The 17,322-nt window shown below is 69.1% G+C and carries 19 protein-coding genes and 1 riboswitch; of the genes, 10 read left to right on the forward strand and 9 right to left on the reverse strand.

The genetic code is table 11. From position 1 onward, the window contains the following. The first annotated feature begins 40 nt into the window (after window positions 1-40). The 4 genes from ASC91_RS02055 to ASC91_RS02070 all read left to right on the forward strand — a co-directional run bounded on the left by ASC91_RS02055 (window position 41) and on the right by ASC91_RS02070 (window position 4,215). Entirely contained in the window at window positions 41-1,783 is a 1,743-nt protein-coding gene (locus ASC91_RS02055) for an FAD-binding oxidoreductase (protein WP_200955210.1), read from the forward strand. 186 nt (window positions 1,784-1,969) lie between these two features. Next, the gene (locus tag ASC91_RS02060) at window positions 1,970-2,614 is read left to right on the forward strand and encodes an MBL fold metallo-hydrolase (protein WP_056191587.1); all 645 of its coding nucleotides are present in this window, start codon (window positions 1,970-1,972) and stop codon (window positions 2,612-2,614) included. Window positions 2,615-2,731: 117 nt separating this feature from the next. Continuing rightward, window positions 2,732-3,409: a LuxR C-terminal-related transcriptional regulator gene (locus ASC91_RS02065; protein WP_082532346.1), complete on the forward strand. Its 678-nt coding sequence runs from the start codon at window positions 2,732-2,734 to the stop codon at window positions 3,407-3,409. Between the two features lie 173 nt (window positions 3,410-3,582). Continuing rightward, window positions 3,583-4,215 carry a Crp/Fnr family transcriptional regulator gene (locus tag ASC91_RS02070; protein ID WP_056191593.1) on the forward strand — a complete coding sequence of 211 codons (633 nt, stop codon included), beginning with the start codon at window positions 3,583-3,585 and terminating at the stop codon, window positions 4,213-4,215. Here the strand turns inward: ASC91_RS02070 and ASC91_RS02075 are convergent, their stop codons facing one another. Beyond that, window positions 4,216-5,124: a M48 family metallopeptidase gene (locus ASC91_RS02075; protein WP_056192583.1), complete on the reverse strand. Its 909-nt coding sequence runs from the start codon at window positions 5,122-5,124 to the stop codon at window positions 4,216-4,218. 131 nt (window positions 5,125-5,255) lie between these two features. On the opposite strand from ASC91_RS02075, the gene ASC91_RS02080 reads away from it, so the two are divergent. Together ASC91_RS02080 and ASC91_RS02085 are read left to right on the forward strand one after the other, a co-directional pair. Then, complete coding sequence (locus ASC91_RS02080) at window positions 5,256-5,732, forward strand: flavin reductase family protein (RefSeq protein ID WP_056191594.1); 477 nt, start codon at window positions 5,256-5,258, stop codon at window positions 5,730-5,732. Between the two features lie 87 nt (window positions 5,733-5,819). After that, on the forward strand, window positions 5,820-6,266 hold the full coding sequence (locus ASC91_RS02085) for an SRPBCC family protein (protein ID WP_200955211.1): 447 nt from the start codon (window positions 5,820-5,822) through the stop codon (window positions 6,264-6,266). 150 nt (window positions 6,267-6,416) lie between these two features. On the opposite strand, the gene ASC91_RS29915 is transcribed toward ASC91_RS02085, so the two are convergent. From ASC91_RS29915 to ASC91_RS02110, 4 genes are all read right to left on the reverse strand, one after another. Next, window positions 6,417-7,241, reverse strand: a complete 825-nt coding sequence (locus ASC91_RS29915; RefSeq protein ID WP_056191600.1) for a hypothetical protein — start codon at window positions 7,239-7,241, stop codon at window positions 6,417-6,419. Window positions 7,242-7,335: 94 nt separating this feature from the next. Then, a riboswitch (cyclic di-GMP riboswitch) is annotated at window positions 7,336-7,426 on the reverse strand. A 132-nt stretch (window positions 7,427-7,558) separates the two neighbouring features. After that, window positions 7,559-9,010 carry a hypothetical protein gene (locus ASC91_RS02100; RefSeq protein ID WP_056191603.1) on the reverse strand — a complete coding sequence of 484 codons (1,452 nt, stop codon included), beginning with the start codon at window positions 9,008-9,010 and terminating at the stop codon, window positions 7,559-7,561. Next, on the reverse strand, window positions 9,010-9,897 hold the full coding sequence (locus ASC91_RS02105; protein ID WP_056191604.1) for an ABC transporter ATP-binding protein: 888 nt from the start codon (window positions 9,895-9,897) through the stop codon (window positions 9,010-9,012). Before ASC91_RS02105 ends, ASC91_RS02100 begins: the two co-directional genes overlap by 1 nt. Next, window positions 9,894-10,289 carry a GntR family transcriptional regulator gene (locus ASC91_RS02110; protein WP_056191605.1) on the reverse strand — a complete coding sequence of 132 codons (396 nt, stop codon included), beginning with the start codon at window positions 10,287-10,289 and terminating at the stop codon, window positions 9,894-9,896. The genes ASC91_RS02105 and ASC91_RS02110 overlap by 4 nt, the downstream gene beginning before the upstream one ends. A gap of 111 nt (window positions 10,290-10,400) precedes the next feature. Between ASC91_RS02110 and ASC91_RS02115 the strand changes: the two genes are divergently transcribed. Genes ASC91_RS02115 through ASC91_RS02130 form a run of 4 tightly spaced genes read left to right on the forward strand, consistent with a single transcriptional unit; the run spans window position 10,401 to window position 13,984 of the window. Beyond that, window positions 10,401-12,491 carry a TonB-dependent siderophore receptor gene (locus ASC91_RS02115; RefSeq protein ID WP_157281029.1) on the forward strand — a complete coding sequence of 697 codons (2,091 nt, stop codon included), beginning with the start codon at window positions 10,401-10,403 and terminating at the stop codon, window positions 12,489-12,491. Between the two features lie 54 nt (window positions 12,492-12,545). Continuing rightward, the gene (locus ASC91_RS02120; RefSeq protein WP_056191606.1) at window positions 12,546-12,959 is read left to right on the forward strand and encodes a copper chaperone PCu(A)C; all 414 of its coding nucleotides are present in this window, start codon (window positions 12,546-12,548) and stop codon (window positions 12,957-12,959) included. A 3-nt stretch (window positions 12,960-12,962) separates the two neighbouring features. Next, on the forward strand, window positions 12,963-13,367 hold the full coding sequence (locus ASC91_RS02125) for a DUF1801 domain-containing protein (RefSeq protein ID WP_056191607.1): 405 nt from the start codon (window positions 12,963-12,965) through the stop codon (window positions 13,365-13,367). Window positions 13,368-13,414: 47 nt separating this feature from the next. Beyond that, entirely contained in the window at window positions 13,415-13,984 is a 570-nt protein-coding gene (locus ASC91_RS02130) for a hypothetical protein (protein WP_235531780.1), read from the forward strand. Window positions 13,985-13,989: 5 nt separating this feature from the next. Here the strand turns inward: ASC91_RS02130 and ASC91_RS02135 are convergent, their stop codons facing one another. The 4 genes from ASC91_RS02135 to ASC91_RS02150 all read right to left on the reverse strand — a co-directional run bounded on the left by ASC91_RS02135 (window position 13,990) and on the right by ASC91_RS02150 (window position 17,226). Further along, a complete protein-coding gene (locus ASC91_RS02135) occupies window positions 13,990-14,886 on the reverse strand; it encodes an alpha/beta fold hydrolase (RefSeq protein ID WP_056191610.1) in 897 nt (298 codons plus the stop codon). Window positions 14,887-14,892: 6 nt separating this feature from the next. Further along, on the reverse strand, window positions 14,893-15,489 hold the full coding sequence (locus tag ASC91_RS02140; protein WP_056191611.1) for an ATP-dependent Clp protease proteolytic subunit: 597 nt from the start codon (window positions 15,487-15,489) through the stop codon (window positions 14,893-14,895). A gap of 71 nt (window positions 15,490-15,560) precedes the next feature. Then, a complete protein-coding gene (locus ASC91_RS02145) occupies window positions 15,561-16,328 on the reverse strand; it encodes a DUF4184 family protein (protein WP_056191613.1) in 768 nt (255 codons plus the stop codon). 76 nt (window positions 16,329-16,404) lie between these two features. Further along, the gene (locus ASC91_RS02150; protein ID WP_082532349.1) at window positions 16,405-17,226 is read right to left on the reverse strand and encodes a triacylglycerol lipase; all 822 of its coding nucleotides are present in this window, start codon (window positions 17,224-17,226) and stop codon (window positions 16,405-16,407) included. Between the last annotated feature and the right edge of the window lie 96 nt (window positions 17,227-17,322).

Below are 17,322 nucleotides of genomic sequence, written 5' to 3' on the forward strand. Positions count from 1 at the left end.
CACGTTGCTTCGTAGACATCTTCTTCAAGGCGCAGCGGCCATGGCGGCGCTGCCGTTGGTCACCCATGCACAGGGCCGGGCGCGGCGGCGCAAGCGGCCGACGGACCCGGACTGGCCCGACGCCGCGCAGTGGCAGCGGCTCAAGGACGCGGTGGGCGGGCGCCTGTCGGCCGTGGAGCCGCTGATGGCGCCGTGCGCGGCCAGCCCCGTCGCGGCGGCTTGCGGCGTGCTGATGAAGAACCTGCGCAACCCGTTCTTCGTGGGCGACCAGGCCGGGGGCACACAGGTGTCGGGCTACCTGGACGCGTGGACGCCGGCGGCGAGTGCCTATGTGATCAAGGCCGGCAGCACGGTGGACGTGGTGGCGGGCGTGAACTTCGCGCGCGAGCACAACCTGCGGCTGGTGGTGAAGGGCGCGGGGCACAGCTACCAGGGCACGTCCAACGCGCCGGACTCGCTGTTGATCTGGACGCGGGCGATGAACGAGGTGACGTTGCACGACGGCTTCGTGCCCAAGGGCTGCGAGGGCAAGGTGGCGCCGGTGCCAGCGGTGTCCGCGCAGGCGGGCGCGGTGTGGATTGACCTGTACCACGCGGTGACGACATTGGCTGGCCGCTATGTGCAAGGCGGTGGCTGCACGGACGTGGGCGTGGCGGGGCTCATCCAGAGTGGGGGCTTTGGCAGCTTCTCCAAGGGTTTTGGCACGGCGGCGTCCAGCCTGTTGGAGGCCGAGATCGTGACGGCCGATGGGCAGGTACGCACGGTCAATGAGCGGTCAGACCCTGAGCTGTTCTGGGCGCTGAAGGGCGGAGGCGGTGGCAGCTGGGGCGTGGTGACGCGCGTGACGCTGCGCACGCACGAACTGCCGCAGCACTTCGGCGCGGCATGGGGCAAGTTCAAGGCCCGCGACGACGCGGCCTACCGGCGCCTCGTGGCGCGGTTCGTGGACTTCTATGCCGACTCACTCTTCAACCCGCACTGGGGCGAGCAGGCGTCGTTCGGGCCGGACAACACGCTCAAGATCTCCATGGTGTGCCAGGGCCTGGAAAAGGCGCAGGCGCAGCAGGTGTGGGCGCCGTTCTTCGACTGGGTGAAGGACTCGCCCGAGGACTTCAGCGTGGTGGAGGAGCCCGGCGCGTGGGCGGACGATGCGCGCGGCTGGTGGAGGATGGAGGGCAACGGCTCCATGATCCCCGACACGCGCGAGGGCGCGCCCAAGCACCACGGCTGGTGGAAAGGCGACCAGGCCCAGGTGGGCGCCTGGCTACACGGCTATGAGTCCCTCTGGCTGCCCGCCGCGCTGCTGCAGCCCGGCGAGCGCGCCCGCATGGTGCAGGCGCTGCTGGACAGCACACGCCACAAGCACCTGGACCTGCACTTCAACAAGGGCTTGGCCGGCGCGCCGCCCGCGGCACTGGCCAGCGCCGCCAACACGGCCACCAACCCGGCGGTGTGCGAGTCGTTCGCGCTGGTCATCATGGCCGACGGCGAGGCGCCCGCCTACCCGGGCCTGGCCCGCACCCCGCCCGACCTGACCAACGCGCACCGCAACGCGCGCGCCATTGATGCCACCGCCGCCGCGCTGCGCCGCGTGGCGCCGAGGTCAGGCTCCTATGTGTCGGAGAGCAACTTCTTCAACGCCGACTGGCAGCGCGAGTTCTGGGGCGCCAACGCCGCGCGGCTGCGGGCCGTGAAGGCGCGGTACGACCCCGATGGTCTCTTCTTCGTGCACCACGGCGTGGGCTCGCAGGCGTGGAGCGCGGACGGGTTTGTGCGGGTTTGAGGATTGAGTTCTGCGCATGGTCTGCTCACCCGCGCTAGCCCGTCGGCAGCTTGCTTCGTTTCCGATTCATACGTTGCTTGCGGCCCAAGGGCTTCGCAACTTTGGCATTGGCATTCGGTGAAGCTCGGTGGGCCGATTCGATACATTGACCTTCAGTTCGAAACTTTGTTATTAGCTTTCACCCGAATGGCCCTGCAATACCTGACCGTCCCCGTCACGCCCTTTCAGCAGAACTGCTCCCTTGTCTGGTGCGACGTCACGAAAGACGCCGCCGTCATCGACCCCGGCGGTGAGCTGCCGCGTTTGCTGGCCGCCGTCAGCGAGCGCGGGCTGAACCTGAAGGCCATCTGGCTCACCCACGCGCACATCGACCACGCTGGCGGCACTGGCCAGCTGGCCCGCGAACAGGGCCTGCCCATCATCGGGCCCCACCCCGGCGATCAGTTCTGGATCGACGGTCTGGCACAGCAAAGCAAGATGTTTGGCTTCCCGCCAGCGGAAGATTTCAAGCCCGACCGCTGGCTGGACGATGGCGACACGGTGCAGATCGGCCATGAGACCCTGGCCGTGCGCCACTGCCCCGGCCACACGCCGGGTCATGTCGTCTTCCACTCCGCCTCGGCGCAGCGGGCCTTCGTCGGCGACGTGCTGTTCGCTGGCGGCATCGGCCGGACCGACTTCCCTGGCGGCAACCACCAGCAGCTGCTCGACGCCATTCGCCAGCGCCTTTGGCCGATGGGTGACGACACCGTTTTCATTCCAGGCCATGGGCCGGAAAGCAGCATCGGAAGAGAGCGCCGCAGCAATCCCTATGTTGCCGATGTCGTTTGAACGGCGGTTGGAGGTAATTCGTTCACAAACACATCCAGCAACATTTACGCCCGAAGCGAAACGTGCTCTCCTACTCTTTGATGAGGGCTCGCATGGGGTGGGCCGAGGAGTGCTTCGATGTGGATGTCCGAGTTTGTGCAGCCGGGGCAGGTCCCGGGCTCCCGTCCTCGCGAGCGCCGTCAGGCGGCCTCGCTTTCCAACCAATGGATGGGCCTTGTGCTGGAGGAGCTCGACCACGGCGTCGTGCTTCTCAACGGCGCGGGCCGTGTGCTTCACAGCAATCTCGCGGCGCGGGCGTCGCTGGATGACAACCACCCGCTGGAGCTCGTCGGCCAGCATCTGCGGGCCCGCCTGCTGACCGACGCGGTGCCTCTGGCCGACGCGCTGGAGGGCGCCGAGGCAAGTGGTCGGCGCTGCCTGCTGCGCCTGGGTGACGATCGCGCCGAATGCGGCCGCGCCAATGTCGTCGTCGTGCCGCTGAACCGCGATGTCAACCAGGCGGCGGTGCTGCTGATCCTGGAGCGCCGCCAGCTCTGCGGCGACCTGGCCGCGCAGTGGTTCGCGCTGCGCTACCAGCTGACGCCGGCCGAGACCGAGGTGCTGAAGGCGCTGTCCAACGGCGTCAAGCCGACCGAGGTCGCACAGCGCCAGGGCGTGGCGATCTCGACGGTGCGCAGCCAGATCCAGAGCATCCGCGCCAAGAGCGGCGCCGACAGCATCGGCGAGCTGATGCGGCAGTTGGCCTTGCTGCCGCCGCTTGTTTCGTCGCTGCGGCCGGCCAAGCTGGTCAATTGAATCCCCTCGTCCAACGGGTACGTTGACCGGTCCCCCGAGGGGACGGCGATGCTTGCCGGATCGACCGGCAAGCACATCGCCCAAGGCGGGCCGGCTAGGGACGGCCCGGCGCTCGGCCCGCAAGCACTAACATTCGACCGCGCTCCGGAGCCAAATGCTCAGAGCGCCGCCGGATGCCTGACGACACGCTCGACAACGAACTCCTGGCCCTGCCGCCCTCGCTGCGGCAGCTGGCCGCGCGCGGCATTGCACGCAGCTATCGCAAGGGCATCGTGCTGATCGAGGAGAGCTCGCTCGGCGACAACCTCTATCTGATCCTCTCCGGCTCGCTGCGCGCCTTCAGCAGCGACGCCCGTGGCCGCGAGATCACCTACGGCGTCTATGGCCCCGGCGAATACGTCGGCGAGATGAGCCTGGACGGGGGGCCGCGCTCGGCCAGCGTCATCACCGAAGAAGGCAGCCGCCTGGTCATGGTCACGCGGGCCAGCCTGCTGACCCACATCAGCGAGCACCCCGAATTTGCCTTCGAGCTGCTGACCAAGGTCATCCGCCGCGCCCGCGCCGCAACGCTGTCGACCAAGCAGCTGGCGCTCAACGACGTCTATGGCCGTCTCAAGAACCTCGTCGACGAGACCACCGGCGATGGCCGCCACCTGGCGCTTACCCACCAGGGCATGGCCCAGCGCCTGGGCTGCTCGCGCGAGATGGTGTCCAAGCTCGTCAAGGACCTGGAGCTGGGCGGCTACCTGAGGCGCGTGGCGGCCGGCGAATACCAGCGACTCAAGAGCCTGCCAGCGCGCTGGTAGCTACCGCGACCTGACCTGCAGCGGCGGCGCAACCGGGAAGCGCTGGTCCGGCTTGGCTGCGCGCTTGTAGAGGCCCTCGACCTTGGGCAGGTTGGCCTGGATGTCGCGGATGCGCGTCGTGCTGGCCGGGTGGGTGGACAGCCATTGCGGTGGCGCGCCCTTGTTGGCCGTCATCATCTTTTCCCACAGGCGCACGGCGGCGGCGGGGTCATAGCCCGCACGGGCGGACAGCTCGATGCCGACGAGGTCGGCCTCGCTTTCGTCGTCGCGGCTGAAGCGCAGGTTGACCAGTTGGGCCCCCATGCCGGCCAGGCCGCGGCCCACGTTGCCCAACCCCAGCAAGGCCGAGCCCAATTCCACGATGCCGTTCGTGAACGCCGACTTGCCGACGCGCTCGCGGGCATGCTCGCGCAGCGCATGCGCGACCTCATGGCCCATGATGGCGGCGACCTCGTCGTCTTCCAGCTTGAGCTTGTCGAGGATGCCGTAGAAGAACGCGATCTTGCCGCCCGGCATGCAGAAGGCGTTCAGCTGCGCGCTGGCCAGCAGGTTGACTTCCCACTTCCACTGCCGGGCGCGGTCGTTCCATTCGTAGCTGAAGGGAATGATGCGCTGGGCGATGTAGCGCAGCCTCTGGGCCTGGGGGTGGTCCATCGGCGCCAGGGCACGCTGCTGGCCGGCCTCGCGCATCATCAGCGCGTACTGCTGGCCACCGGCCTGTTCCAACTGGTCGGCCGACACGAAGCCGGTGAACTTGCTCTTGGGCCCGACCTCCACGCCTTCGCGTGCCCAAGCTGGCATGAACGCTGCGGCACCGGTAGCGGCAAGCAGCCCGGTGAACAGGCGGCGGCCGCGCAGGGCCGGGGGCGCGCAGCGGCCGGCGGCGCAGTCGGCGCAGTCGCCGAACATGCGCGTCGGCGGGTCAGTGAACTGCAGGTCGTCGCGGACCTGGAAGTCGTCGGCATCCATGCCGACATTGTGCTTGGGCGGCGATGGCGGCTTTCGTAGGACAGCGGCGCGGGACTGGCGACAATCACCCCATGGACAGCCAGCAATTCCGCGCCGCACTGGGCATGTTTGCCACCGGCGTGACCATCGTCACCGTTCGCGCTGCGGACGGCGGCCTGGTCGGCCTCACCGCCAATTCCTTCAACTCCGTGTCCTTGGACCCGCCCCTGGTGCTGTGGAGCCTGGCGCGCCGCGCCGGCTCCATGCCGGTGTTCTCGCATGGCTCGCATTACGCCATCAACATCCTCGCGGCCGACCAGAAGGAGCTGGCCCAGCGCTTCGCGACGCGTGACATCGATCGCTTCGCCGGCGTGGCCTGGCACGAGGGCGCGGGCGGCGCGCCGGTGCTGGAGGGGGCTGCTGCCGTCTTCGAATGCGCCAACCGCAGCCGTTACGAGGAGGGCGACCACGTCATCTTCGTCGGCGAAGTCGAGCGTTGCTCGTCCCGGCTCGGCGCTCAGCCGCTGATCTTCCACGGCGGCCGTTATTTCACCGAGTTGCCGATCTAGGGTTTTTTCCGGGTTGGCGTTGTCGATCCGGTCGGGCTCTGATCGTCGTCATGACAGAGGGCCATCCTCTGTCCAACTACGGAACCCATCATGACCAACACCGTCACCCTGCACCGCGTGCTGCGCTGCCCGCCCGATCGCGTCTACCGCGCCTTCACGACACCGGCCGCCATGGCCAAGTGGCTGCCGCCGCATGGCTTTACCGGCACCGTCCACGAGATGGACGCCAAGGTGGGCGGCACATACAAGATGTCGTTCACCAACTTCACGACCGGCGGCGGCCACAGCTTTGGCGGCCGTTACCTGGAACTGGTGCCCGGCCAGAAGCTGCGCTACACGGCGGCTTTCGACGACCCCAACCTGCCCGGCGAGATGACGACGACCGTCGAGCTGCGCGCCGTGTTCTGCGGCACCGAGGTGCACATCAAGCAGGAAGGCATCCCGGCCATGATCCCGGCCGAGGCCTGCTACCTGGGCTGGCAGGAGTCGCTGACCCTGCTGGCCCAGCTGGCCGAGCCGGAAATCAACCAGTAACGTGGTGCGCTCGGGCCGAGCGACGGGCCGCCCCTAGCCGGCCCGCCATGGCGATGTGCTTGCGGCTCAATGCCGCCAAGCATCGCCGCCCCCTCGGGGGGGCGGTTAGGCCCGCTCGTGTTCAGCGGAGCGGGACTGGACGAGGGGTCTTTACTTGACGCCTGGTGTCGGCACGATGGCCGCCATCGCGGCCTTGAAGGCGGGGTCGGCCATCAGTGCGTTCCAGGCCGCCATCAGGCTGCCGTAGTCACCGGTCGAGATCTTCTTGGCGTTGATCGCCGTCGTGAGGGCGGCGTTCAGGCGCACGATCTCGGCGTACTTCGCATAGCCCTTGCCCTTGAGCTGGGTTGCCGCGTAGTTGCTGTAGCCCCAGGCGTTGTTGAGGTTGTTCCAGTCGCCCGAGCCGGGCTGGATATAGACGACCGGTGCGGGAGCGGGCGACGGGGCCGGTGCGGGCGGCGCGGCCACGGGTGCCGGAGCTGGTGCCGCGGCGGGCTTGCCGCAGGTGCCGCTCACGTTGATGCGCACCCAGCCCGTGCTCGGCACGCCGTCGACATTGACGACGACCTTCACGTTGTTCGCGCCGGCGAAGAGATAGGGCTGGGTCCAGATCGTCTTGACGACCTTGGGCGTCAGCGCGATTTGCGTGTTCTGCGCGATCAGTGTGTCGTTGCTGTAGATGCGGTTGGTGCTGGTGGCCACGGCCGAGGCGCTGACCTCGTCGTACTTGAAGTTGAAGGCGCAGCGGCCGAGGCTGGAGATGAAGGCATCCTTCTCGCTGACGGTGATCTGGGGCATGGCGCCCGTGGCCGTGCCGTTGGCGGCGACGAGCATGGGCGCGGCCTGGGCGAGGACGGTCTGACCGTCGCTCTTGACGATGCGCACGAGGCCGGTGAGCTGGGCCGTCGGGTCGGCGGCGAAGCTGGCCTGGGCGAACAGGGCGAGGGCAGCGAAGGCAATGGCTTGGTACTTCATGGCGTGGTCTTTCGGGTTGATGCAAAGGGTGGGGCTACTGGGCAGTAGCCGGCACCTCCCCGTGTGCCACGCTGCGGACATGTCCTTGTCCGCCCAGGGCGGCCCCGCTGTCTTTTGCTCCTGTCAGAGCACGAAGACCGGTGGCTTTGCGTCCCCGCCTTTCGACGGGTTTGCCGACTGCATGGGACGCAGTGTGCGGATGTAAGCCGTGTTTTGTCCGTGCGTCAGTTCACGAACCGAGACCCCCGCCCGGCGAGCGGCGCGAGGCCCGCGACGAGCGGTTTTTGAAGCTTGCGGCGGGCTTGCGCCGAGCGTTTTCAGCTCAGGCGCCCGGCCGGCAAGGCCGTTGGCGCAGCGCTCAGTGTGCGCCAGCGCCATGCGCCCAGCGCGGCGCTGAGCGCAACACTGGCGCCTGCCAGCAGAGGCAGCGGCGTGCCCAGATCCTTTTGCAGCAGGAACATGCCCCAGCCCATCAGCATGAAGGCCAGGATGGGCACGACGGTGGTCCAGGCCGTGGGCGACTTCATGCGCGAAGGCGCGCGCAGCAGCCAGCCGGTGCTCAGTGGCAGGGCGCCAAAGGCCAGGCACAGCAGTGCGGCATTGTTCGCGGCCCAGGCCAGCAGGCCCAGGCCGGCGGTCGTCAGCGCCCAGGCAACCAGGGCGTGGCGCAACTGCATCCGCGCAACCGCGCGGTTCAGCGCCTCTCCCTGCGGCAGGCCTGGCAGCAGCCGCATCAGGGCCTGTTCGCGGCGGCTGTGCCAGAGCATGTTGGGCAGGGTGAAGCAAGGGTTGAAGCCGATGCTCGCCAGGCCGATGGCCATGCCGTAGGCGCCTTTGGTCCAGTTGTCCTGCAGGCCCTGGCCGGCCAGCGCAAACGCGATGAAGAAGCTCAGCGCGGCGATGCCCACGGCCATCACGGCGCCCAGGCTCTGGTGCAGCCAGTGCTGCCGGCCATGCAGCACGATCTCGGCGCGGCGCATGGCGCTCTGGCCAGTCGGTTCGGCCTGCGCGACGACATGGCACTGCCAGGCCGACACGGCGAGCGCAAAAGGCTGGCTCAGCCATTCGCCCACGCGACCGAAGGCGGCAGCGCCGGCGTATTTGCCCTGCATGCTGTCCTCGGCGGCGCGGCGCATGCGGCCCAGGCGGGCATAGGCCTCGGCATGGGCCGCATCGCCCCTGCCGAACAGCCGCGTGAGCGACCAGCCCAGGGCCAGCAGGCTCAGCGCGAGCACGGACAGCGGCTGGGCCAGCCACAGCTCGCGCAGCGCGGTGCTCAGAGCCGCCAGCCGCCGATCCAGTCCGGTGCCGAAGAACAGCACCGGCCCGATGGAGATCACCAGCCAGAGCTGCCATTCGCGCGTCGCCCAGCCCATGAAGGCCAGCACGGCCGCGGCGCCCAGCAGCAGCAGGGCGAAGGAGGGCATCTGCGGCAGGCAAAGCCACAGCAGGGCTGCGCTGCCCAGCGACAAGCCGGCCCAGGCTGCGAGCGCGGACTCCAGCGTCTGGCGCAGATGGCCGGGCACGAAGCGCGCGGCATGGGGATGGTTCTGCTGCATGAGGCTGCCGATGATGGCCATCCACAGCGACATCAGCACCAGTGCCGCCGAAAGGGCCAGCATGGGCATCGCCAGCTGCGGCGCCAGGTAGACGCCCAGCGCCAGGCCCAGCACGGCCAGGGCGAACAGCGCCCGGCGGCCCCAGGGGGATTCGCGATCGCGCTGGCGCCAGAAGGCCAGCAGCAATTGGCTGTAGGGGGCGGCTTTCATCACGTCAGCTCCGCGAACAGGTCTTCGAGGTTGACGGCCTGTGCGTCCAGCGGCGCGCTCACGCCGGCCGGCAGCCGCGCCAGCACGCGCTCGCGGCCGGCCTCCAGCGGCGTGCGCTTGAGCGGCTGGGCGTTCAGCCGCGCGAACAGGCTGGCCAGTTCGGTGACGGTGCCGGTGAAGGCGCGCACCTGCTCCAGCAGCTCGTCCAGCGGCGCCTGCAGGGCGATGCGGCCGCCGCTCAGGAAAGCGAGGTTGAAGGCGACTCGCTCCAGGTCGGACAGGATGTGGGTGGAGAACACGACGGTCGTGCCGCGGTCCAGCACCTGGTCGACCAGCTCGCGCAGGAAGTCGCGCCGGCCGACGGGGTCCAGGCTGGCAACGGGTTCGTCCAGCACCAGCAGGTCGGGGTCGTGGGCCAGCGCGCGGATGATGGACAGGCGCTGCTGCTGGCCGCCACTGAGCTTGCGGATGGGTTTGTCGCGGGCGATATCCCAGCGCGACAGCAGGCCCTCGACCCTGGACTCGTTCCAGCGCGGGTAGAAGCTCTTGAAGTAGGCCAGCAGTTGGGCCGCGGTGAAACTCTCGAACAGGTCGCTCTGCTGGGGCACATAGCCGATGCGGGCGCGCGCCGCGTCATCCAGCCGCGCGGCGTCCTGGCCGAACAGCTGCACGCGGCCCTGCTGAGGTTCACGCAGGCCCAGCAGCGTCTCCAGCAGCGTCGTCTTGCCGCAGCCGTTGCGGCCCAGCAGGCCGACCACCTGGCCCGGCTGCAACGTCCAGTCCAGCGCCTTCAGCACGGCCTCGCCCTTGGGATAGGCGAGGCTGACGCCAGCGAGTTCGGCGGTGGCGGTGTCGGAGTGGGGAAAGTGGGCGGAAGAGGCAGTCATGCTTGCGTCTCGTCGAGGATGGTTTTGAACAGCTGCAGGGCCTGGGTCTTGGGGAGCTCCAGCTGCCGCGCTTCGGCGGCCGCCTTCTCCAGCGTCGGCCGCAGCAGCTCGACGCGGTCGGCAGTGGGTTGGGCGCGCTGGTGCTGCGCCGCCACCACCATGGACAGCCCGCGGCGGCGCTCCAGCACGCCGTCGGACTCCAGCAGGGAGTAGGCCTTGGAGATGGTCATGGGGTGCACGGCCAGTGCCTGGGCCAGCTCGCGCACCGACGGGATCTCGTCGCCGGCCTTGAGCTGCCCGGCCGCGACGCGCCGCTTCACCTGCTCGATGAGCTGGCGGTAGATGGGCTCGGGCGAGCCGGTGTTGATGTGGACGAAATGGGTGGGATCCATCGTTAACTGCCTACGTGTATCAGTACGATAGTACACGTGGACAGTTGATGTCAAGCATTTGTTGTCTGCGCGGGCGTACGATGGTTTGCGTCTCGGCCCGCGGAGACCCTCATGATGCAGACACACCGTCGGCACTGGCTGGTCATCTCGATGCTCGCGGCGGCGGGTGTCGGTGCCGAACCTATCGATGAAGACCTGGCCCTGGCCTATGGCGACAAGGGCACCATCAGCATCGCGACCGGCAGCGCGCAGCCCCTGCGCCGTGCGCCGGCCGTGGCAACCGTCATCACGGCGCAGGACATCGCGGCGATAGGCGCGACCGATCTCGACGAGGCCCTGGCCACCGTGCCGGGCCTGCATGTCAGCTACGGCCCGATCATGTACACGCCGCTCTATGGCGTGCGCGGCCTGCTGAGCCAGCCGCTCAATGTGCAGGTGCTGCTGATGATCAACGGCCAGCCGATGAAGACCGCGTACACGGGCGACAAGGGCAATACCTGGGCTGGCCTGCCGCTGGAGAACGTCGCGCGCATCGAGGTCATCCGCGGCCCCGGCTCGGCGCTCTACGGTGCCGACGCCTTCGCCGGCGTGATCAATATCGTGACCAAGGGCCCGGCCGATCTGCGCGGCACCGAGGCTGGCCTGCGCGGCGGCTCCTTCCGTAGCCGCGACGCCTGGCTCCAGCATGGCGGCAAGCTCGGGCCGCTGGCGCTCGCCGCCTACTTGCGCGTCGGCGCGACCGATGGCCATGGCGCGACGATCACGGCCGACGGCGCGACGCGGCTCGACAACCTGTTCGGCACCCACGCCAGCCGCGCTCCCGGGCCGGCCAATCTTGGCCACGATGCCATTGATGCAGGGCTCGATCTGGGCTGGGACAAATGGCGGCTGCGCGTCAACAAGGTCGTGCGCCGCAACGCCGGCACCGGCGGCGGCGTCAACTCGGCCCTCGACCCCGACAGCGTGATCGACATGGACCGGCTGATGGCCGATCTGGGCTGGGCCGACGCGCAGCTCGCGCCCGACTGGGCCGCCGGTTTCAGCGCGGCGCTGCACAACTATCACGAGCAGACGCCGCGCGGCCTGGTGCTGTTTCCGGCCGGCGTCCGCATCGGGCCGAATCTCTTTCCCGACGGCATGATCGGCGGCCCGGCGCGTTGGGAGCGCATGTGGCGCGTGGACGCGCATGCGGTCTATGGCGGGTTCCAAGGCCACAGCCTGCGTATCGGCGTCGGCCACGACGACACCGACCTTTACCGCGCCGAGACGCACAAGAACTTCATCCTGACGCCGACCGGCGTGCCGGTGCCAACCGGGCCCGTCATCGACTACAACGCCATCCAGCCCCATATCCGGCCGGCTCGCCGCGACAGCAACTATGTCTATGGCCAGGACGAATGGCGTGTCGCGCCAGACTGGACCCTGACCGCTGGCGTCCGCCACGACCGCTACTCCGATTTCGGCGGCACCACCAATCCGCGCCTGGCCCTGGTCTGGGAGGCTGCCTACGACGTGACGGCCAAGCTGATGCATGGGCGAGCGTTCCGTGCGCCGGGCTTCAGCGAGCAGTACACGATCAACCCGGTCAGCACCGGCAACCCGGACCTCAAGCCCGAGCGCATCAAGACGACCGAGTTCGTGCTCGCCTGGGCGCCGAGTGCCGAACTGCAGTTCAATCTGAGCCTTTACCGGCTCGACGCGGTCGACATCGTGCGCGTCGTTGCGAACCCGGCACCGGCCACCGGTGCGACCTACCGCAACGTCGGCCGGCTCAAGGGCCGCGGCGGCGAGCTCGAGCTGCGGTGGGACGCGCTGCGGCAGCTGAGCGTGACGGGTCACCTGGCCTTGCAACGCGCCACCGACCGCGCGACCGGTGCTGATGCCGGCTATGCGCCGCATCAGCATCACTACCTGCGCGTCGACTGGCGCCTGCCTGACCAATGGCTCGTCAGCGGCCAGGCCAACCATGTCGCCGACCGCAAGCGCGCGGCCGGCGACGCGCGGCCGCCAGTGGCCGACTACACGACCGTCGACCTGACCGTGCGGCGCCTGGCCGCTACCCTCGGCTGGGAAGTCTCGGGCTCGCTGCGCAATGCGCTCAACGCCGACGCCCGCGAGCCGACCCTGCCCGGCGGCGTGCTGCCCAACGACTTGCCGCTGGCCGGGCGTTGGTTCTGGCTGCAGGGGCTGTACCGCTTCTAGCCCTTGCTCGAAGGACTGCGCACAATGCAGGCTTTAGCGTTCCCGCCCTTCACCATGCGCCGCCTGCTGCTCGCTTCTGCCCTGCTCGCCTCTTTCGCCGCCCAGGCTCAAGTCAAGGTTGACGACCCCTGGGTGCGCGCCACCGTCGCGCCGCAGAAGGCCACCGGCGCCTTCATGCAGCTGACCTCGGCCAAGTCGGCCAAGGTCGTGGCGGCCAGCTCGCCGGTGGCGGCCATGGTCGAGATCCACGAAATGAAGATGGACGACGGCGTCATGAAGATGCGCGCCGTCGATGCGCTGCCGCTGCCCGCCGGTCAGGCCGTGGCGCTCAAGCCCGGCAGCTATCACGTCATGCTGATGGGCCTCAAGGGTCCGATCAAGGCCGGCGAGACCGTGCCGCTGACGCTGACCGTCGAGGGCGAGGACAAGCAGCGCACGACGGTCGAGATCAAGGCGCAGGCGCGCTGACGCATGGCCAAGATGTACATCGTTGATGCCGCCGACCCCGACGGCTATGTCGCCGCGCTCGGCGGCTGGCAACAGGCCCAGGTGGTGGCGTTGCGCGCGGCCGTGCTGGAGGCGGCGCCCGGCCTGGAGGAGAAGCTCAAGTGGGGCCACCTCGTCTACTTCAGCAACGGCCCGGTGCTGCTGATCCGCGCCGAGCCCGAGCGCGTGCTGTTCGGCTTCTGGCGAGGCAAGCGGTTGCTGCATTTGGAGCCCCGCATGCGCGGTGGCGGCAAGTTCGAGCTGCGCACGCTGGAACTGCAAGAGGACACGCCGTTCGAGCGCGACACCGCGTTGGCCCTGGTGAAAGCGGCCGTCGTGCTCAATGCCGAGCTGGGCAACCCGCAGCGGGCGAGCGTCGCGGGCCAGTGAAGCGGGCGTAAAGCCCGTTCAGTTCTGGCCAGGGTTGCCGATAGCCCATGATTACTCCGGAGTTGCCCATGGTCGCCGCCGTCAACACCCAAGCCCCGGCCAGTTCCCTGACTGGCGGCGCCTCCGTCGACCGCACCGAGCAGCCCGCCAAGGAGCTGGACAGCGGCAGCCAGCGGGCCGTGGTCGTCAATATCTCGGTAGAGGGCGCGAAGCGAGCCGGCACTGTCACTCAGGCCGCCCAGGCGGCGCCCAGTGCCCAGGGCCTGCCGGCGCGGCTGGATGATGGCAGCGACGTCCAGGTGACTTCACAGCAACGCCAGGCCAGCGCGCCCAAGGCGCCCCCGGCGGATGCCAGTGGCGGCGGCGCAGGCGGTGCGGCGCCTGCCGGCGGCGAGACGCCCGCGGTCAGCACCAGCACCAGCACCACCCAGACGTACGAGCCGGCCGATACCGACGAGGACGGCACGGTCTCCCCGATGGAGCGGCAGGCCTACGAGGCCAAGCTGGCCGACGAGAAGGCCGCCGCCCAGGCGGAGAAAAGCGCGCGCGCCGCCGAGGCCGACGCTGCGGTCAGGGCCTACGAGGCGGTTGAGCAGCTGGGCGGCGCCGAGGGCTGAGGCCCTCAGGCCCGGGCCGCATTGGCCGCGATTTCAGCGGCCAGCCGTGGCCACAGCACCTCCGGCAGGTCGTGCCCCCAGCCGGGAATGGTTTCCAGCCGCGCGCCGGGAATGCGCTTGGCCAGGTCATGCGCCGCGGCGACCGGGATCAGCGCGTCGTCCTCACCGTGGACGATGAGGGTGGGCGCCGTGATGCGTGGCAGCCGCTCGGCGCGGTGCACATCGGCGGCAACGGCCACGATCTGGCGAGCGACTGCCTGAGGCCGGAAGGACCGCTTCACGCCGCTCGCGAGGCGCTCGCGCAACTGGCTGGGTTCGGGCGGGTAGCCGGGGCTGCCGATGATGCCGTAGAGGCTGGCGTAGTGGTCGAGGACGTTCTCGAACTTCTGCTGCGGCGTCGTGGCCGGCCGCGGGCGCGACAGCAGCGCACGGCGCACCTTCAGGCTCTCCTTGGGCACGCTGCGGTCGCCGCTGGTCGTCATCATCAGCGTCAGGCTCTTCAGGCGCTGGCCATGCGAAAAACCCAGATGCTGGGCCACCATGCCGCCCATGGATGCACCGCAGACATGGGCCTTGGCAATGCCCAGTGCGTCCATCACACCAACGGTGTCGCGCGCCAGGTCGCTGAGCTGGTAGGGGGCCTTCACCGGCAGCCGCAGCGTGTGCAGCAGGGCCGCCATCGGGATATTGGGCGTGCCGAGTTCATCGAAGGGCTGGCTCAGCCCGACGTCGCGGTTGTCGAAGCGGATGACGCGAAAGCCGCGGGCCACGAGCTCGTCCACAAAGCCCTCGGGCCAGGCGATGAGCTGCATGCCCAGGCCCATGATGAGCACCAACGGCTCGCCGTTGTCCGGGCCGTGGATGTCCACTTCGATCTGCACGCCGTTGGCCGAGACACGCATCGCGGGTCAGCCCAGGTCCACTTGGCGCTCGATGACGCGCGACACCAGGCCGTAGGCGATGGCCTCTTCGGTACTCATCCAGAAGTCGCGCTCGATGTCTGAGCGCACGCGCTCCAGCGGCTGGCCGGTCTCGCGCGAGATCGTGGTGGCCAGGCGCTCACGCGCGCGCAGGATCTCCTTGGCCTGGATGGCGATGTCGCTGGCCTGGCCGCCAGCGCCGCCGGCAGGCTGGTGGATCATGAAACGCGTGTTGGGCAGCGCGAAGCGGCGCTCCTTGGGCACGGCCAGATAGATGTGGGTGCCGGCGCTGGCCACCCAGCCGGTACCGATCACGTTCACCGGGGCGCGCACGAAGCGGATCATGTCGTGGATGGCGTCACCGCTCTCCACATGGCCGCCAGGGGAAGAGATCAGCAGCGTGATCGGTGCATCGGAGTCCTGCGACAGGGCCAGCAGCCGGCGGCAGGTGGCGTGCGCCATCTTGTCGTCGATCTCGCCAAAGATCATCACGAAGCGGCCCTTGAAGAGCAGCTGCTCTTCCATCTTCTCGGGAGCGTCTTTCTTGGCGGCCTTGTCTTCGGCGGCGAGGGTGTGGTGTTGCATGGTCGGAGGTCCGGGTTAAGGGCGATACCTTACCGCGAGATGCGGGAGCGGGTTGAATATGGGTTCAAGGGTCAGGCGTCGCCCAGGCGGCGCCACCAGGCGACGCTGCCGATGACGAACAGCGTGGCGAAGCAACTGGTGCTCCAGACGACCGTGCGCACCAGCCGGCGCATCGGGTAGCCGGGCAGCGTGTCGGGCGTAAGGGCCCAGGCGGACTGTGCGCCGACCGCGAGCGCCACCGCCAGGCAGGCCCACAGCACGCGGGCGCGTCGCGGGTCCGGCGCTTCCGTGCGGTCGGGCTGCCGGCGCACCACCCGGGCGTAGGCGACGGCAAGGACCAGCGCGCCGGCCACGGTGCTCAGGTGCTGCAGCAGCCGGGCGACCGTCAGCGGCCGGCCCAGGAAGGTCAGCAGCGGCTGGGCCAGCCAGGGCAGCAGGTCGGCGAGTGGCGGCACGGGGTGGGTGAAGAGGTCCCACAGCAGGTGGGTTGCCGCGCCGAGCAGGATGGAGAGCACGGCGACCGCCCAGCGCGCGACGGCCGCTCGCGGCGGCGGCTGTAGCTCACCGCGCACCAACGACCGGTGAGGCTCGGGCAGCAGCACGGTCAGCGGGCGCGGCCACCGCAGCATGAGGCCCAACAACAGCAGGCCGGCCGGCAGACAGACGGTCAGGACCCCCATCGGCGTGTGGCAGAAGGCGCGCCAGGGGCCGTGCATGCCGACGTAGTAGCTCAGGTCGGGGGCCATGGCCCCCAGGATCAGGCCGGGAAACGAGAGCCAGCGGGGGCAGAGAGACCGCAGGGGCAGGACGGCTGCGGGGTGGGCGAAGGTCCAGGGCATGGTGGGGTTGTCAACAGCACACAAGAGCACCGTCGTGCATGCTGCACGATGCGTGCCCGACGGGTGGCTGGGCGTTCTACGGCCGCACCGGCGTCCTGTAGAACCACCGTCGCGCCCCTTTGGGCTCGAACGGCTTCCACTCGCCATCCAGCTGTGCCAAGCGGTCCGCCAGCGCATACAGCGCGATCGGGTTCACGCCCAGGCCGATGTGGCTGGCCTGCACCTCGATGTTCTCGGCCAGCGGCGAGGGCGCGTTGACGCTGCAGCGCCAGGCGACGACGCCATCGCTCTTGGAGTAGATGGAGGTCGTCGGCACAGGCGGTGCCTGGCGGATCTGTTCCATCAGCTCCGGGTCGTTGGACGCATGGCCACTGACCATCTCGAAGAAGCGCCAGGCGTTGGTGGCGCGCGGATGGCCGGTGAAGGGCGTGCCCAGCGTGACGACGCAGCGCGCCAGTTCCGGGCATTCCTTGGCCAGCTCGCGGGCATAGATGCCGCCCAGGCTCCAGCCGATCAGGCTGACCTTGCGGCCGTGCCGCCGGTGCAGCTCGATGAGGTCGGCCTTGGTCTGCTCCAGCACGCCGGCGCGTGGGCCGAAGTTGAAGCCCTGGCCCCAACCCTGCGTGGTGTAGCCCAGCGAGTCGAGCATGGCGCGCAGTGGTGCCGTGGTGAAGTCATGCGCGCCCAGGCCGGGGAAGACGAGCACGGGATGGCCGTCGCCATGTGGCAGCTTCTTCATCCACGGCATGGTGGCCAGCAGCGCCGCGTACTCCCAGGGCGCGCGGCCCTCCAGCATCAGCAGCCAGGCGTTGGGTGCGCGCAAGTCGGACCAGTCGGGGTGAGGGGTGGTAGGGGTCTGGTGCCAGTGCGAGAAGCGTGGCGAGCGGGAGGCGGGCATGCGTAAAGCGGGGAACGGGCAGGCCCGGCGATGTTAGCCAGCTGTCGCCTGTTTCCGGGGCGTGCTTGCCCGGGGCCGGGGTGTCGCCTAGGTGAC

Origin of the sequence: Pelomonas sp. Root1237, from assembly GCF_001425055.1 — a bacterium.
GTDB lineage: Bacteria > Pseudomonadota > Gammaproteobacteria > Burkholderiales > Burkholderiaceae_C > Pelomonas.

Excerpts from the sequence above, each read along its gene's own strand:
- ASC91_RS02115 (WP_157281029.1), top strand. The coding sequence starts at position 10,401 with ATGATGCAGACACACCGTCGGCACTGGCTGGTCATCTCGATGCTCGCG.
- ASC91_RS02120 (WP_056191606.1), top strand. The coding sequence starts at position 12,546 with ATGCGCCGCCTGCTGCTCGCTTCTGCCCTGCTCGCCTCTTTCGCCGCC.
- ASC91_RS02065 (WP_082532346.1), top strand. The coding sequence starts at position 2,732 with ATGTGGATGTCCGAGTTTGTGCAGCCGGGGCAGGTCCCGGGCTCCCGT.
- ASC91_RS02110 (WP_056191605.1), bottom strand. The coding sequence starts at position 10,289 with ATGGATCCCACCCATTTCGTCCACATCAACACCGGCTCGCCCGAGCCC.
- ASC91_RS02105 (WP_056191604.1), bottom strand. The coding sequence starts at position 9,897 with ATGACTGCCTCTTCCGCCCACTTTCCCCACTCCGACACCGCCACCGCC.
- ASC91_RS02125 (WP_056191607.1), top strand. The coding sequence starts at position 12,963 with ATGGCCAAGATGTACATCGTTGATGCCGCCGACCCCGACGGCTATGTC.
- ASC91_RS02080 (WP_056191594.1), top strand. The coding sequence starts at position 5,256 with ATGGACAGCCAGCAATTCCGCGCCGCACTGGGCATGTTTGCCACCGGC.
- ASC91_RS02140 (WP_056191611.1), bottom strand. The coding sequence starts at position 15,489 with ATGCAACACCACACCCTCGCCGCCGAAGACAAGGCCGCCAAGAAAGAC.
- ASC91_RS02100 (WP_056191603.1), bottom strand. The coding sequence starts at position 9,010 with ATGAAAGCCGCCCCCTACAGCCAATTGCTGCTGGCCTTCTGGCGCCAG.
- ASC91_RS29915 (WP_056191600.1), bottom strand. The coding sequence starts at position 7,241 with ATGAAGTACCAAGCCATTGCCTTCGCTGCCCTCGCCCTGTTCGCCCAG.
- ASC91_RS02145 (WP_056191613.1), bottom strand. The coding sequence starts at position 16,328 with ATGCCCTGGACCTTCGCCCACCCCGCAGCCGTCCTGCCCCTGCGGTCT.
- ASC91_RS02150 (WP_082532349.1), bottom strand. The coding sequence starts at position 17,226 with ATGCCCGCCTCCCGCTCGCCACGCTTCTCGCACTGGCACCAGACCCCT.
- ASC91_RS02130 (WP_235531780.1), top strand. The coding sequence starts at position 13,415 with ATGATTACTCCGGAGTTGCCCATGGTCGCCGCCGTCAACACCCAAGCC.
- ASC91_RS02135 (WP_056191610.1), bottom strand. The coding sequence starts at position 14,886 with ATGCGTGTCTCGGCCAACGGCGTGCAGATCGAAGTGGACATCCACGGC.
- ASC91_RS02070 (WP_056191593.1), top strand. The coding sequence starts at position 3,583 with ATGCCTGACGACACGCTCGACAACGAACTCCTGGCCCTGCCGCCCTCG.
- ASC91_RS02055 (WP_200955210.1), top strand. The coding sequence starts at position 41 with ATGGCGGCGCTGCCGTTGGTCACCCATGCACAGGGCCGGGCGCGGCGG.
- ASC91_RS02060 (WP_056191587.1), top strand. The coding sequence starts at position 1,970 with ATGGCCCTGCAATACCTGACCGTCCCCGTCACGCCCTTTCAGCAGAAC.
- ASC91_RS02075 (WP_056192583.1), bottom strand. The coding sequence starts at position 5,124 with ATGTTCGGCGACTGCGCCGACTGCGCCGCCGGCCGCTGCGCGCCCCCG.